This is a genomic window from Desulfonatronum thiosulfatophilum, assembly GCF_900104215.1.
GTDB lineage: Bacteria > Desulfobacterota > Desulfovibrionia > Desulfovibrionales > Desulfonatronaceae > Desulfonatronum > Desulfonatronum thiosulfatophilum.
The window spans coordinates 93,392-108,233 of record NZ_FMXO01000003.1; the positions used below are offsets into that span (position 1 = coordinate 93,392).

The 14,842-nt window shown below is 57.3% G+C and carries 12 protein-coding genes and 2 tRNA genes; 6 read left to right on the plus strand and 8 right to left on the minus strand.

The features are described from left to right. Nucleotides 1-17: 17 nt before the first annotated feature. From BLP93_RS03125 to BLP93_RS03140, 4 genes are all read right to left on the minus strand, one after another. Nucleotides 18-779: a purine nucleoside phosphorylase YfiH/LACC1 family protein gene (locus BLP93_RS03125; RefSeq protein ID WP_092117133.1), complete on the minus strand. Its 762-nt coding sequence runs from the start codon at nt 777-779 to the stop codon at nt 18-20. Further along, nucleotides 764-1,339, minus strand: coding sequence for a 5-formyltetrahydrofolate cyclo-ligase (locus BLP93_RS03130; RefSeq protein WP_092117135.1), 576 nt, complete (start codon nt 1,337-1,339; stop codon nt 764-766). Before BLP93_RS03130 ends, BLP93_RS03125 begins: the two co-directional genes overlap by 16 nt. Further along, nucleotides 1,339-2,646: an adenosylhomocysteinase gene (gene ahcY / locus BLP93_RS03135; protein WP_092117137.1), complete on the minus strand. Its 1,308-nt coding sequence runs from the start codon at nt 2,644-2,646 to the stop codon at nt 1,339-1,341. Before ahcY ends, BLP93_RS03130 begins: the two co-directional genes overlap by 1 nt. Nucleotides 2,647-2,819: 173 nt before the next feature. Beyond that, nucleotides 2,820-2,895 (minus strand) — tRNA-His (locus BLP93_RS03140). A gap of 190 nt (nt 2,896-3,085) precedes the next feature. Here BLP93_RS03140 and murA point away from each other — a divergent pair. Both murA and BLP93_RS03150 read left to right on the plus strand, forming a co-directional pair. Continuing rightward, nucleotides 3,086-4,339, plus strand: a complete 1,254-nt coding sequence (gene murA, locus BLP93_RS03145; protein WP_092117139.1) for a UDP-N-acetylglucosamine 1-carboxyvinyltransferase — start codon at nt 3,086-3,088, stop codon at nt 4,337-4,339. A 90-nt stretch (nt 4,340-4,429) separates the two neighbouring features. Further along, nucleotides 4,430-4,506, plus strand: a tRNA-Arg gene (locus BLP93_RS03150). Between the two features lie 128 nt (nt 4,507-4,634). Here the strand turns inward: BLP93_RS03150 and BLP93_RS03155 are convergent. Further along, nucleotides 4,635-4,940 (minus strand): hypothetical protein, encoded by a 306-nt coding sequence (locus tag BLP93_RS03155; protein WP_139162897.1) that lies wholly within the window; start codon nt 4,938-4,940, stop codon nt 4,635-4,637. 210 nt (nt 4,941-5,150) lie between these two features. On the opposite strand from BLP93_RS03155, the gene BLP93_RS03160 reads away from it, so the two are divergent. Continuing rightward, entirely contained in the window at nt 5,151-5,375 is a 225-nt protein-coding gene (locus BLP93_RS03160; RefSeq protein WP_092117143.1) for a hypothetical protein, read from the plus strand. A gap of 159 nt (nt 5,376-5,534) precedes the next feature. Continuing rightward, complete coding sequence (locus BLP93_RS03165) at nt 5,535-7,373, plus strand: methyl-accepting chemotaxis protein (protein ID WP_092117145.1); 1,839 nt, start codon at nt 5,535-5,537, stop codon at nt 7,371-7,373. Between the two features lie 285 nt (nt 7,374-7,658). Here the strand turns inward: BLP93_RS03165 and BLP93_RS03170 are convergent, their stop codons facing one another. Continuing rightward, nucleotides 7,659-7,841, minus strand: coding sequence for a hypothetical protein (locus tag BLP93_RS03170; RefSeq protein WP_092117147.1), 183 nt, complete (start codon nt 7,839-7,841; stop codon nt 7,659-7,661). A 756-nt stretch (nt 7,842-8,597) separates the two neighbouring features. On the opposite strand from BLP93_RS03170, the gene BLP93_RS03180 reads away from it, so the two are divergent. Both BLP93_RS03180 and BLP93_RS03185 read left to right on the plus strand, forming a co-directional pair. Beyond that, nucleotides 8,598-9,854 carry a metallophosphoesterase family protein gene (locus tag BLP93_RS03180; RefSeq protein ID WP_092117151.1) on the plus strand — a complete coding sequence of 419 codons (1,257 nt, stop codon included), beginning with the start codon at nt 8,598-8,600 and terminating at the stop codon, nt 9,852-9,854. Nucleotides 9,855-9,948: 94 nt separating this feature from the next. After that, complete coding sequence (locus tag BLP93_RS03185; protein WP_092117153.1) at nt 9,949-13,494, plus strand: YhaN family protein; 3,546 nt, start codon at nt 9,949-9,951, stop codon at nt 13,492-13,494. A gap of 134 nt (nt 13,495-13,628) precedes the next feature. On the opposite strand, the gene BLP93_RS03190 is transcribed toward BLP93_RS03185, so the two are convergent. Together BLP93_RS03190 and BLP93_RS03195 are read right to left on the minus strand one after the other, a co-directional pair. Next, a complete protein-coding gene (locus tag BLP93_RS03190) occupies nt 13,629-14,423 on the minus strand; it encodes an HD domain-containing protein (RefSeq protein WP_092117155.1) in 795 nt (264 codons plus the stop codon). Further along, entirely contained in the window at nt 14,420-14,737 is a 318-nt protein-coding gene (locus BLP93_RS03195; protein WP_092117157.1) for a hypothetical protein, read from the minus strand. The genes BLP93_RS03190 and BLP93_RS03195 overlap by 4 nt, the downstream gene beginning before the upstream one ends. Nucleotides 14,738-14,842 lie beyond the last annotated feature (105 nt).

Sequence of the window (14,842 nt, forward strand, 5' to 3'; positions counted from 1 at the left end):
ATAAGAAAGGATAAGGGTCAAGCAACAGCAGGATCCATCCAGATCAGTCCGGCTTGCCGTCCGGTGGCCTTATCGCGGCGATAGGAAAAAAAGGTTTCCGGTAGGCTGTAGGTGCAGAGGTCAATGCTGAAAATACGTTCTTCAAGCAGACCGGCTTCCAGCAGTTGCGCCTTGGTCAGGCGCCATAGATTGAGGTTGCCGGTTGTCGGATTATGATACTTCCGAAAAGCCTCACCCCACTCCAAATCGAAATTCACGAACTCGCTGGCGCCGGGGCCAAGACTCGGCCCCCGTACGGCCAGCACCTCGTGCGGGTGGAAGCCGTAGGCGTCGCAGAATGCCCGGACACCTTTCTGGAGAAAGCCCTGCCGGTTGCCCCGCCAGCCGCAGTGCAGGGCAGCAATATGGCGGCCGTCGGCATGAGCCAGAAGGATGGGCTGACAGTCCGCCGTCTTGATGACCAGGGCCAGGTCCGGGCGGGAAGTGGCCAAGCCGTCGGCCTGGACGTCGGCGCACTGATCCAAATTCAAGGGGTTCGGCTCAACCAGAACTTCCACTCCGTGAACCTGTCGCGCCTCGGCCCAGTGCCCGAATCCCGCCAGTTCCCGCAGGGCGTTGCGGTTTTCCAGCACATCGTTCTTTGCATCCCCCACCTCCCAGGACAGATTGCCCCCGGAATAGGGACCCCGGCTCGAGCCGCCCCGGCGGGTGGTGAAGGCGGCACGAATGTTCGGCAATCCGGGAAAGGAAAAGGGGATGCAGCCTATGTGGGGGCCCATATGGTTTCCGTGTCCGTACAGATGACCTGCACGGATTGGTCGTGGGGTTCCAGAGGCAGATCGTCCAGGATCTGGAACTTGTAGGCCAGCCCGATGGTCCGGACTTCGGCTCCGGTCAGGGCCAGGAGCCGGTCATAATAGCCGCCGCCGAAGCCGAGGCGAAATCCCCGGCGGTCGAATCCCACTCCGGGGATCAGGATGCCCTCGCATTCCCGCGGATCGACCATGGTGCAACGGCTGGGATCCGGTTCGGGAATGGTGTAGCTGCCGGGGCGCAGATCTTCGAGAGCGCGGAACCGATACAAATCCATCTCCCCCGGACAGTCCGGACGACAACATGGGGCCAGGGTCTGTACGCCCCGGCCCCAGAGCTCATGGATCAAATCCCAGGTGTCCACTTCGTTTTGGAACGGAAGATAGACCAGGACCGTACGCATGGCTTCCCAGCCGGGTAGCTCACGCACGCGCTCCTGAACGGCATGACTTCGCCGTAAGGCGTCGTCGACCTGCATACTGCTGCGCCTCGCCGTCAGCCGGGATCGGAGAATGCGTTTGGACATCAATACCTGTAGTAATCCGGCTTGTAGGGGCCTTCGAGTGGAACGCCAAGGTAATCGGCCTGGGCCTTGGTCAGGGATGAAAGGCCGACATTGAGCTTCTTCAGGTGCAAACGGGCCACCTTTTCATCCAGCAGCTTGGGCAGAACATAGACCTTGTTCTCGTACTTGCCGGGATTAGTCCACAATTCGATCTGGGCGATGACCTGGTTGGTGAACGAGGCGGACATCACGAAGGAGGGGTGGCCGGTGGCGCAGCCCAGGTTCACCAGCCGGCCTTCGGCCAGCAGGATGATCCGCTTGCCGTCCGGGAAGACTATGTGATCCACCTGGGGTTTGATGTTGATCCAGTTCAGTTCGCGGATCCCGGCGACATCAATTTCCAGATCGAAGTGACCGATATTGCAGACAATGGCCTGATCCTTCATGGCGTCCATGTGGGCGCGGGTGATGACGTCGCGGCATCCCGTGGCGGTGACGAAGATGTCTCCCATGGGAGCGGCCTCTTCCATGGTCACTACCTGGTAGCCTTCCATGGCCGCCTGCAAGGCGTTGATCGGGTCGATTTCCGTGATCACGACCCTGGCCCCGAGTCCGCGCATGGCCTGAGCGCAGCCCTTGCCCACGTCCCCGTAACCGGCAACCACCACGACCTTGCCGGCCATCATCACGTCCGTGGCCCGCTTGATGCCGTCAGCCAGTGACTCCCGGCAGCCGTAGAGGTTGTCGAACTTGCTCTTGGTCACGGAGTCGTTCACGTTGAATGCAGGGCATTTCAGCGTGCCGGCCTTCTCCATCTGATACAGGCGGTGCACGCCTGTCGTGGTCTCCTCGGACAACCCGCGCAGCGAGGCCATGGATTCAGGGTGCTTCTCGTGCATGATTTGGGTCAGATCACCTCCGTCGTCCAGCAGCATGTTCGGAACCCAGCCGTCTGGTCCCTGGATGGTCTGATCCACGCACCACCAGTATTCTTCTTCCGTCTCGCCCTTCCAGGCAAAGACCGGAATTCCGGCCGCGGCAATGGCGGCCGCCGCGTGATCCTGGGTGGAGAAGATGTTGCACGAACTCCAGCGGACTTCCGCTCCGAGATGGATCAGAGTTTCAATCAGCACGGCCGTCTGGATGGTCATGTGCAGGCAACCGGCGATGCGTGCGCCCTTCAGGGGCTGAGCCGCGCCGAATTCTTCACGCAGGGCCATCAGGCCGGGCATTTCAGTCTCCGCGATCTCAATCTCCTGACGGCCCCATTGGGCCAGGGAAAGATCGCGGACCTTGAAGTCCGTCTTGGTATCGGGAATTCTCGTCATGTGTCGCACTCCTTTTGCTTTGGGAATCGTATTTGTGTTTGGTTGGCTATGGGTAATGGGTAATGTGGGTCGAATTTGAAATGCGTGAGGAAAACCTATATCTCCCCACGGGTCAAGAGCGGTAAAAGCAAAAAAGGGGTCAACCCGTGTTTGGATTGACCCCTGTAAATACATGGGGTGGATGACGCGACTTGAACGCGCGGCCGCCTGGGCCACAACCAGGTGCTCTACCTACTGAGCTACACCCACCGTGTAAAGATAGTATCATTAAGCCATACGCCGTGTTCTCGTCAAGATGCAGGCTGGATGAATTTTGTCGCCTCCCCGGCGTGACAAATTTCCGTTCCGCAAATACCATCGTTCGATTTCGATTTCGATTTCGATTTCGATTGCGATTAAGAGCGGGTTATGACGACATTCGACATTTTGGAGGAAAATAATGGACAAGCTGGTTATTGAGGGAAATGTTCCCCTGCGTGGAAGGTTGCCGGTCAGCGGGTCGAAGAATGCGGCTTTGCCCATTCTGCTGGCCTGTATTCTGGCCGAGGGGTCGGTGCGTTTGCGGAACGTGCCGAAGCTGCGAGATATATCCACCACTCTTGAGCTGCTGCGGCTGCTGGGTTGCGAGGCGGAGCAGGACGGAAACTCGGTGGAGACGTGTGTTGGGGCAAATCTGACCCCTGAAGCGCCCTACGATCTGGTCCGCACCATGCGGGCATCAGTGCTGTGCCTGGGGCCCCTTCTGGCCCGATTGGGCAAGGCGGTGGTGGCGCTGCCCGGAGGGTGCGCCATCGGCTCACGACCGGTGGATCTGCACCTGCGGGGGCTGGAACGGATGGGCGCCCATTTTGACCTGGAGGGCGGAAACATTCTCGGCCGATGCGATCGACTCAGAGGCGCCCATATTCACTTCGACTTCCCGACAGTGGGCGGGACCGAGAACCTGCTTATGGCCGCCAGCCTGGCGGAAGGGGAAACGATCCTGGAAAATGCAGCCCGGGAACCCGAAGTGGTCAATCTGGCCGACTTCCTGAACGCCTGCGGGGCCCGAATCCAGGGCCAGGGCACGAGCATCATCCGTATTCAGGGTGTGGAACGTCTGACCGGAGCTGAATTCCGGATCATGCCCGACCGGATCGAGGCCGGCACATATCTGGTCGCCGCGGTGATCACCGACGGGGAATTATACCTGGAAAACTGTTCAATGAATGATCTGGACGCCGTGGTCTACAAGCTGCGGGAAATGGGGGTCTGGATCCAGGAGGGCAAGAGCGGGGTGTTGGCCAAACGCGGCGCAAAACTTGTCGGAGTTGATTTGATGACTCAGCCGTTCCCCGGGTTCCCCACGGACATGCAAGCCCAGGTCATGACCTTGATGGGGCTGGCCGATGGCTCCGGCGTGATCAAGGAAACCATTTTCGAGAACCGATTCATGCACGTCCAGGAACTGGTGCGCATGGGAGCGCAAATCAAGGTCTCAGGTCAGAACGCAATGATTCGCGGCGTGACCCATTACAACGGTGCGCCCGTCATGGCCTCGGATCTGCGCGCCAGCGCCTCCCTGGTTCTGGCCGGTCTGGCTGCAAGGGGAACCACCGAGGTGCGGCGTATCTATCACCTGGATCGGGGCTATGAAGAACTGGAGTCCAAGCTGTCCCAGGTGGGCGCCCGGATTCGCCGTGAGGCCCAGTAGGAGCGTATGGCAGAGGGCAGATACAGATAGGACCTGAATTTTGAATCGACTTGACGAGGGCATACTTCGGGGTTTAGGGAATCAAATTCCGCTCCCGTAGCTCAGGTGGATAGAGCGATCGCCTCCTAAGCGATAGGCCGCAGGTTCGAATCCTACCGGGAGCACCAAATAATAAAAAAAAGGCTGACTTAGTCAGCCTTTTTTTTTGCTTGCCCCCCCAAAAAAAATATTGAGAAATGATTTGTTCTGCTTTTGCCCGGTTAGACCTTTGCAGTTCAGTTTTCGCAACTTGAATCTAATAGAAACTTTCCTGCCCGTATAATCTATCCACGGCAGTATCGGCATTTTCAATGATGCCGTCGACTGTCAGCCAAACATCCCAGGGATTGTGACCCAGCGTGTCCGCCAGTGCGACCAGCAAGTCTCCAAGCGGGAGATCCGGCTGGTTTCGCCAACTGCCATGTGTCTGAGCGAATCGGGCATAGGAGGGAGCGATATCTCGCTCCTCCAACAGTTTGGGACCGAGCCGTTCATGCAGGGAGCCGCTATCGCTGAGTTCGGATTGAGCACCGGACTTTGCCGATATCGTGGGTTGCAGCACCAAACAAAATCGCTGTCTGGTCGAGTGGACCAATCAATTCTTTTGCTTGGAGCTGAGTGCAGAGCTGAGTCGCGACGTTGGTCAAGCCTAATTCCCGAACAACGAACAAGATGGAGTCTGTCCCGGGAAGGCGAGTGCGGCACAGGGGTTGCTCCAAATCATTTCAGGACGTCGCGCCGAACCGAAAAAGAGGAGGCGCTATGAGAAACTGTGAGTTATAAGGTTGACCTGAACAACATGCCGCCTCTGATCGACGAGCAGAACGCCGATCTCAAGGCGTTGTTCGATATTCCGGACAGCGAAATCGACTGCAGTGACATTCCGCTCCTGGATGATGCGCTTGTGAATAAAGTCGCATGCAATCCGTTCTATAACCAACCAAGTCCTCTACCACTGATTATCCAGGGAGCTTTCTCTTTTGTGATGCTCAATTAATTAATGTGGCAAGCGCTTGCGAAGACATTTATTAATATTTTAGTTGCCTTTATCAACTATCCATTATACGGGACATAAAATTTTTTCACTCAATGAAAAAACATTAAGTAATCCATCATGGATATATGCATTCGGAATTTTTACATAAAGAGGTAGAGCATGAAGTTGAGTCGAATTTTCATCCTGTTGTCAGCTGGATTTTGTTTTTTGGCGGTGGCCGCTTTGATCCTGAGCATCAACAGGATTATGGAACGGGAAATCACGACCCAGTACGAGCAAAAGGCAAGCATGCTCCTGTTCAGCATGAAGGCCGTGCGTAGCCACCTCGGATCCGTAATCCGTCCCGAAGCTACTCGCATTCTTGGCTCTGATGAATTCGTTGTGGAATTGCAGTCTACCTCCTACGCCGCCAACAGAGTCTTCGAGGTAATCTCCCCTGACCACAAGTATGAAATTCAATTCCGGACACCGTCCACCAAACCTATGAATCCCAAAAATAAGGCGACACCGGTGGAGGCGGAATTGATTGAACACCTGGACCGGATGCATCTTGACGGGGAGAAGACTCTGGAGTGGCGCGGGGTTCGACAGGTGGACGGGGTGGATCACTTCATCATCGCCCAGGGAGCGGTCAACGCCAGGAGCTGCATACCTTGCCATTCCGCGCCCGAGGACGCGCCCTTGTCCATGCAGCAGCGGTATACCTTCGACTATCCGGCCAGGCTGGAAAACCGCGTGGAAACCGCGGAAATCGTCTTTATCCCCATGTCCTCCATCTATGCCACCATCGCCGGCGCCAACCGGGTCTTCCTGCCCTTGGGGGCCGCAGGGCTTTTGGCCATCGTGATTTCCGTGTTCCTGCTTTTCTCCCGATTGATCAGCAGTCCATTAGGACGCTTGCAGGAGTACGCCCTGGCGGTGGAACGCGGCGACCTGGACAGGGAAGTTCGGGGCACATACCGCGGTGAGCTGGCTTCGCTAAAGGCCTCGGTTCAGGCCATGGTGCAGAAGCTCAAAGAGAAGATCCTCGAAGCCGAGGACAAGTCCAGGGAGGCGGAAACTGAGTCGCGCCGGGCTATGGAAGCGGCCCAGGAAGCCTTTGAGGCCAAGAAGCGTGCGGAGCAGGCTAAAGAAGAGGGCATTCAGCATGCCGCGTCCAACGTGGAAACCATTGTCGAGCGTTTGAACGAATCGCTCCACGAACTTTCGTCCCAGGTTCAGCATTCTTCCCGGAGCGCCCTTACTCAGAGTGAACGGGTATCCGAGAGTTCCACTGCCATGGAGGAAATGAATGCCACGGTCCTGGAGGTATCCAGGAACGCCTCCAACGTCGCCGGCCGGGCAGACGAATCCCAGAAGCAAGCCCTGCAAGGATCGGAAATCGTCCAGAAGGCCGTCGAGGCTATTGTGAAAGTTCAGCGACAGGCTGAATCATTACGCGACAACTTGGGCGGACTTGGCAAGGAAGCCGAGGGAATAAGCAACATCATGAATGTGATCGAGGACATCGCTGACCAGACCAACCTCCTCGCCCTAAACGCGGCTATCGAAGCGGCTCGCGCCGGTGACGCAGGACGCGGTTTCGCCGTGGTTGCGGACGAGGTCCGCAAACTGGCGGAAAAAACCATGCACGCCACCAAGGAGGTCGGCCAGGCCATCACCTCCATTCAAAATGGCACTAAAACCAATATAAAGGCCATGGAAAGCGCTGTGGCAGTAGTCCATGAGGCCACGGAACTTGCCGAGAAATCCGGTCAGGCTCTTCAAAAGATCGTTGCCTTGGTCAGCGACGCGGCCTCGGACGTTCATTCAATCGCCACAGCCACGGAACAGCAGTCCGCAGCAAGCGACCAGATCAAGGTGGGCCTGGATAAAATCAACCGCCTGTCTTCGGAAACAACCGAAGCCATGAACCGCTCCGACCAAGCCATTCGGGAACTGCTGGACCAAGTCCGTATGTTGCACAATCTGGTCAGGGAAATGAAGGAAGAACGATAGGACATCTATAGTCGGAAACCATTCCACTGGCTCAATTTTGCATTTGGAACTTTTTCTTATAATGGCTGCCGGCATCGCTTTGGACCAGGTGCCGGCAGCTTTTGTAGATTTTTTCGGTGATCCCTGATCGAATTGTGCCCGAGCTGGTCCCGGACACTTAGAGACTGGCCCTGCTGAGTCTAACATGGGGGCGAATGAATGTCGCATCCGGCAGGGGCTCCTAATCCCGCAGCTTCCGTGGTGAAAGATTATCCGCCTGCAAGGCCATCGCGTGAAAAAAATAGATCAGACGGGAAAAAAAATTGTGAGATCAAAGATATAATCTTGAGCCTCCTTTGATGCACCGGCTTCCCCTTTATAAATCCGTTGCCGGAGCGTTTCCTTCATCTCCCCCCGGTCTTCCGTCAGGCGAAATAGCGTCTCGATGTCAGATTTCGTCCGCGAAAACACCGACTCGTCCGCCGTCATCAGCAAAAACTCGAGACTTTCAACAAACCGGTTGGCCCAATCCCGTGAAACCGAGGACGGCCTTTCGTTAAAGACCGCGCCAAACTCGCGTACGCCTTCTTCGAGGCGGCAAAGGGTTTCAGATATCTCGGCCAGCGCACGGGCGTGTTCGGCAATGTTGGCGCAAAGCCGCCGTGCGACCAGCGCATGGACATCCTCATGCGCGTGTGAAATCGCGAGCGCTTAATTCATAAACAATATCTGCCTTCAAAATATTCACCAGCAATGCCGATAATCGCCTGTTTATTCAGCCGTAAATTAGGGTTCATGGTCATCGTTTCAGCACAATCCGCGCAAAGTGAAAATATGCAAAATTTCGTGCTGTGCGGGAATCGCCAACCATGATCGACAGCTTGATTTGCGCTGACCACATTTTTGGCGGGAGCGGGTGGTATTACGCTGCCTGTCAGCCACCCGGGGATGAAGCTGTGCTCGAAATTTTTGTCTTATGCAAGATGACAGGCGGCGAACAGGGCAGGCCCAAGCCTTTTTACTCCGGCGTGAATTGTGGACGGGACCAAGCTCGAAAAAATTTCATCTCGCTGTACTTTGACTGCAAGATGAAGCACATGAGAGCAGCCAACAATGGGTGCATTGCAGGTCCGCAAACTCGCCGTTAGTTCGCCGGTGCGTCGTTGTTTCAGATCAGGTCATGATTTACGATGCAATAACAAGCGACGATAAAAACATTATACGTCTACATTGCAAGGAGGGTTCATGTACAGCTTTATCCATGCCGCTGACATTCATCTGGACAGCCCGTTGAGAGGGATCGAAGTTCCGGAGGAGTCGGTCCGGGATGAAATCCGAGGCGCCACACGCAGGGCATTCGATAATCTGGTCGAACTGGCGTTACGCGAGCATGTCGCGTTCATCGTGTTGGCTGGTGACCTGTTCGACGGTGATTGGAAGGATTTCAATTCCGGGCTGTATTTCGCCAAACGTATGGCCAGGTTACGTGAATCCGGCGTCCAGGTGTTTATTGTTTCGGGCAACCATGATGCAGTCAGCCATGTCACCAAAGCCTTGAGTTTGCCCGAAAACGTGTTTGTTTTTTCGTCCCGGAAGACACAGACGCACAGGCTGGAGTCGATCCAGGTCGCCATTCATGGCCAGGGGTATGCCGGTCGGGCCGTTTCCGAGGATCTCAGCCGCAATTATCCACCGCCGGTGGAAGGTTTCTTCAACATTGGACTCCTGCATACCGCCCTGAACGGACGAGAAGGTCACGAACCGTACGCTCCGTGTACCGTCGATGGGTTGCGGGCCAAGGGATACCAGTACTGGGCTCTGGGTCACGTCCACCAGCGGGAAGTGGTGTGGGAGGATGATCCCTGGATCGTTTTCCCTGGCAACACGCAGGGCCGGACCATCCGGGAAACAGGCGCCAAGGGCTGCACGCTGGTTACGGTCGCCGATGGACTGGCCCACCGAGTGGAGCATGTGGATCTGGACGTATTGCGCTGGGACCTGTGTCGGGTGGATGTATCCGAATGCCGAGGTCCGGAGGAAATCCTGGAAAAGGCGCGCGGCCGGATGCTCAACGTGCTGAAGTTTGGTGATGGACGGCCCGTGGTGGCCCGGCTGGAACTGCACGGTGCGACCCCCATGCATCAGCGGCTGCAGGCCAATCCGACCCACTGGGAAGAAGCCCTGCGTTCCCTGGCGGCGGATCTGGGCGGGGATGATCTCTGTCTGGAAAAAATCCGGTTGCGGACCAAAGAGCACCTGGATCTGGAAACGCTGATCCAAAGCAACGAGGCCCTGGGCGGGTTGATCACCAGTCTGCTGGATCTGGAAATGGATGCCGATGCCCTTCGCGATATCGATCCGGATTTCGAGGCGTTCTTGAACAAATTGCCGGCGGAACTGTTCACCGGCGAAGACGCGTTTGCCCCGACCCAGCCGGAACAGTGGGCGGAAATCCGCACGGACGTCAAAAATATTCTGGTCGCCCAATTGCTGCAAACGTGAGAATCGAAACCTTCAACAACCAGTCAACTCTGCAATCCATCTTCAACAATTTCCTCTTGGTGTCACACTTACAGTCCTGGAACAGGAGCGGGAAATGAAAATCAATCGCCTGGAACTTGCCGCGTATGGCCATTTCACGAATCACAGCCTGGATTTCACATCCGCGACGCCGGGGCTGCATGTGGTTTACGGTCCCAACGAGGCTGGAAAAAGCACGGCGTTGCGGGCCATTCGGGCTCTGCTCTACGGCATCGAAGCCAGAACCGCGGACAATTTTCAGCATGAATACAACAAGCTGCTCGTCGGCGGGGTGCTTCAGAACCGGGACGGACGGGAACTGCATTTCTGGCGGCGCAAGCGCAATGTGGGCGACTTGCTGGACAGGGACCATCAGGCCATCGACCAGCGCATCCTGGACGAGTTCCTGCACGGCATCGAGGAACCCCTGTTCAACTCCTTGTTCGGGATCGACCACGAGACCCTGATTTCCGGAGGCAAAGCCATCCTGGAACAGCAGGGCGATGTGGGTCAGGCCTTGTTTTCCGCCGGGGTCGGCCTGGCCTCGCTGCACGGGATCATTGCCCGGCTGGAGCAGGAAGGCGCGGATCTGTTCAAATCCGGCGGCAGCAAGCCGGAACTGAACAAGGCGATCAAGCGGCATGCGGAATTGAAATCGGAAATGCGCAATCTTTGCCTGGCTGGAAGCGAGTGGAAGAAGCGCCGGCTGGCCCTGGATGAACTCTCCGGGCAACTGGCCGAAACCGAGCAGGCCAACCAGGGCGTGAGGACCGAGCTGGAACGCCTGCAACGACTGCAGCGCGCTCTGCCGCACATGGGCAAGCGGGATGCACTGCGCGAAATCTGTGCCACACTGGTTGACGTGGCCAATCTTCCCATCGATTTTGCGGCTCGGGTTCCGCAAGCCCTGGAGAACCACAATGCCGCCGCCAAATGCCGGCAAGACGCCTTGTCCCGGCGTGAACGCCTGGAGCAGCGCGTCGCGGAATGCCTGATCCGACAGGACATCCTGGATCAGGCCGAGAGCATAGACGCCCTCCATAAGCAGCTGGGCATGGTGCATCAGGCCCGACGGGATCGGCCTGGACTACTTGCTGATCAATTGCAACTGCGCACCGAGGCCGAAACCCTGCTGGCCCAGGCCGCTCCGGCCCTGTCTCTGGATCATCGCGACGAAATCAAGAATCTGCTGGCGCAGCGTCAGACCATTCACTCTTTGGGCAACCGTTTTGCCGGCCTGGACGCCGCCGTGGTCCAGACCCAGCGGCAATTCCAGGAGACAACCGCTGCCCTGGAAAACGTGGAAAGCGCTCTGGCCCAGTTGCCGGAGACGCCGAATCTGGAGGGATTGGCAACGGCAGTGAGCCTGGCCCAGAAAGCCGGAGATCTGGACAGCCAGCTCCGCAAGCTGGACAAGGATGCCCGGCTGCTCATGGAATCCGCTTCCGCGGACATCACGCGCATCGGACTGTGGACCGGAGAGCCGGAAAACCTGGTGGATTACTCCTTACCCGCATCGGAAAGCATTGACCGGTTCGTGGACCGGTTCAAGGAGCTGGCGGACGGCGCAAAGGCCAATACGTCCCAGCGCAAGGTTCTTCAGGAAGAACTGGACCGGGTTCGGCGCGATGTCGCGGTCATCGAGCAGACCGGACAGGTGGTCACGGAAGGGGACTTGCTCCAGCGCAGGGCGCACCGTGACCAGGGTTGGCAGCTGATTCGGGGGGTCTGGCTGGAAGGTAAAGACCAGGACGAGAATATTATGGTCTATGCCGGAGATCTCGGTCTGCCGGCTGCCTTTGAGGCCGGGATGCAGGCAGCCGATGACGCCGCGGACCACCTGCGCCTGGCCGCGGAGCGGGTCCATCAGTACGTTGCGAAGCGTGCCGAGGCGAGCAGGCTCGAAGACCAGTTGGAGCGACTGGGTGAGGAAGCAGTGCGGATGGAAGACGAGAAGGTCCGCCTTGACGCCCAGTGGCTGGAACTGTGGGCTCCGCTCGGGTTGCGGCCCCGAACTCCTCGCGAAATGCGCACCTGGCTGGAGCAGTGTCTGGAAAGCCGGCGGAAGTTCCTGGAAGCCCGGAAAACGATCACCGAGAAAACGCCTATTCTCTCCCAGCGCCGAAGTCTGCTGGATCGCCTTGCCCATGAACTGGGCCGGATGAACTGCCCACATCCCGAGTCTGGAGAAGAACTCGCCCCGTTGCTCACGTTTGCGGAACAGTATCTGACTTCCTGTAAAACCCTCCAGGACCAGGCAGTGAGCCTGCAAAAGGACCGGGTTCGCCTTGCCAAGGACCAGATCCGGGCCGGGAAAAATCTCGAGGGGTGCCGGAGAAATATCGCGGACTGGCAGCAGAACTGGTCAGAGGCTTTGTCCGGATTCGGTCTGTCCTCCGAGACCACCCCGGACGCGGCGGCCGGGATTCTCGAAGCCTTGAGCACCTGCCTGACCAAGATCAACCAAGCGGATCAGTACACGCGTCGGATCGTGGACATCGATGCCTACTTCGAACAGTTCGAGTCCTCGACCATCGCACTGATCGGGTCCATCACGGCTCCAGAGCTGGAAGGTCTGCCCATGGATCAAGCCGTGGTCAAACTGCAATCCTTGCTCACGCAGGCCAATTCCCAGAAAACAGTTTTCGAAAAGCTCCGCGCCGACCTGGAAAGCCTTGAAGAGGAAATCCGTCAAGCCCGGATCACCCTGGAAAACACGGAAGATCAGTTGGCTGAACTGCAGCGCGTCTCCAAGGCCGAATCGAATGAAATGCTGCGCGAAACCGGGCAGCGGTTTGAGCAGTTCCTGGCCGCCCGGTCAGAATTGGAACGGCATGAGCAAACCCTGCTGGAGATCGCCGAAGGCATCTCCCTGGACGAATTGGACCGGCAACGCACGGAAGTGGATCCTGACGCGCTGCCGGGACGAATCGATGCCTTGCGCAAACGGATTGCAGAGGAACTGGAGCCACGGATCAGGGAACTTTCCGAGCAGAAAGGCGAAGCACGCAACGAATTGCAGCGCATGGACGGCAGTGATGCGGCCGCGGCCAAGGAAAGCGAAATCCAGATCGCCCTGTCCGGGGTTCGCCGCCTGGCCGAGCGCTATACTCGGGTCCGCCTGGCCGCATTGCTGCTGAAACAGGAAATTGAACGCTACCGCCGCCGGCACCAGGGCCCGATCCTGGCCATCGCCTCCCGCTACTTCGCGGCGCTGACCCTGAATTCCTTTCCTGGATTGCGCTCGGACATTGACGACAAGGGGCGGCCTGTTCTGGTGGGCGTCTGCGCCGACGGCAGCGTGAAAACCGTCGCGGAAATGAGTTTCGGCACCAGGGACCAGCTTTACCTGGCCCTGCGTCTGGCTACCCTGGAATGGAGGCTGGAATCCCACGAACCCATGCCCTTCATCGCCGACGACATCCTGATCAACTTCGACGACCATCGCACCATGGCAACATTGAACGCCTTGGCCGATCTGGGGCGAAGCAACCAGGTCATTCTCTTTACTCATCATGGCTGGGTCGTGGATACAGTGCAAAAAATGAACATGCCTGGCAAAACCAATGACCATGCTCATGGAGATGTCAGAATCCACCACCTGAATTCGACAACAGCTTGATTTTGATCAGTCCCGTCACCTGCCCGCATTTGCGGATGAAGCCGAAGGACAAGGGTGGTAAAAATAAAACAGAAACACCATGGACATGGATACAGATATTTCAACCAATGATATTTAGATGATATCTATGGGAATCAATTGAGCGGCTCAGTGGCGTATTCTCGGACGCGGGCAAGTACTGTTTTCCGGACCTGCCTGATTCGGGGCGTGTCCGGGAGGCCGGACAGGAGTTCGTCCAGGTAGCCGCGCTGGATGACCGCTTTTTTCGTTGCGGAGAAGTTCAGATCGTAAACCCAGCTGCAGAGCAGCAGCCTGAAGTCGTTGAGGGTTTGCATCCGGGAATAATCCCCCAATTCTCCGTCCAGTATCTGCCGGACAAGTTCCTCGTTGTACACTTCGGGCTCGTCGCGCAAGTCCATGGTGACCACCGGGTTGTTGGCGGCGTCCGGGCGCAGATGCTGGAGCAAGATCTTGTAGATGTCCAACTTGTCCGCGTCCCGGACGACCCTGGCCGGGACGGCCGCCCACTCCGGCAGGCTTGCCGACAGAAATCGCTTGTTGTGCAGAATGATCGCCGTACGCACGGCTTTTTGGGTCTGAGCGCTCAGGCCCTCAAGAAAACCGTGTTTTTTAAGGACACGCACTCCGAGGCGCCCATGGTCCACGGATTTGCGATCGTCAAAGGTCTTGTAGGCGAGATACTGCGGGAATCTGCCGACGTCATGAAAAAGCGCTGCCCAGAGTGTAACCCGGACCGCGTCCGGTTCCAGCTTTTCTTCCATTGCGATGGATTCCGCTTCCTGGAAGACCCGCAGGCAATGGTCCAGTTTCAGGGCCATGTTCGCCCGTTCCAACTGTTCCTGGGGATAATGGTCGCGGGCAAAGCGGCACAGTTCCAGGACGCCGCGTTCCAGCTCCGTTACCATCATGGCTGCAATAATTTCTTGATCCGCTCGAACTCCAAGGCATCGATGCGCCCCTGTTCCATCCGCCTGCGCAACAGCTCCACCGCCAGCTCAACCTTCTGCTCCTCGCCCATTTCAGGCTCTTCGCGCATTGGGCCGCCCGGACCAAACAGATAGCGCAACATGTACATCATCAAGGCCAGGACAAGTCCGATAAAGATGAACTTCGTCAACATGTTCAGCCAGCTGCCGACAAACGTCGGCCCGAAGGGCCAGTGCGACCACTCCGACGGCCCCTGGGCCGTAAACATCAACTCAAAGACGGACCATAATTCCATTATCATTTCTCCTGATTACTGGTTTTAGTGTTGAATCATTAGCCTGCATCGTCCTTCTCCGGTTTGAGCGATGCGGATCATAAATTATTGCATTACCACCCGCTC

Bases quoted from the DNA above. Each gene is read 5' to 3' on its own strand.
- BLP93_RS03125 (WP_092117133.1), bottom strand. From the start codon at position 779: ATGGGCCCCCACATAGGCTGCATCCCCTTTTCCTTTCCCGGATTGCCG.
- BLP93_RS03130 (WP_092117135.1), bottom strand. From the start codon at position 1,339: ATGTCCAAACGCATTCTCCGATCCCGGCTGACGGCGAGGCGCAGCAGT.
- ahcY (WP_092117137.1), bottom strand. From the start codon at position 2,646: ATGACGAGAATTCCCGATACCAAGACGGACTTCAAGGTCCGCGATCTT.
- murA (WP_092117139.1), top strand. From the start codon at position 3,086: ATGGACAAGCTGGTTATTGAGGGAAATGTTCCCCTGCGTGGAAGGTTG.
- BLP93_RS03165 (WP_092117145.1), top strand. From the start codon at position 5,535: ATGAAGTTGAGTCGAATTTTCATCCTGTTGTCAGCTGGATTTTGTTTT.
- BLP93_RS03170 (WP_092117147.1), bottom strand. From the start codon at position 7,841: ATGACGGCGGACGAGTCGGTGTTTTCGCGGACGAAATCTGACATCGAG.
- BLP93_RS03180 (WP_092117151.1), top strand. From the start codon at position 8,598: ATGTACAGCTTTATCCATGCCGCTGACATTCATCTGGACAGCCCGTTG.
- BLP93_RS03185 (WP_092117153.1), top strand. From the start codon at position 9,949: ATGAAAATCAATCGCCTGGAACTTGCCGCGTATGGCCATTTCACGAAT.
- BLP93_RS03190 (WP_092117155.1), bottom strand. From the start codon at position 14,423: ATGATGGTAACGGAGCTGGAACGCGGCGTCCTGGAACTGTGCCGCTTT.
- BLP93_RS03195 (WP_092117157.1), bottom strand. From the start codon at position 14,737: ATGGAATTATGGTCCGTCTTTGAGTTGATGTTTACGGCCCAGGGGCCG.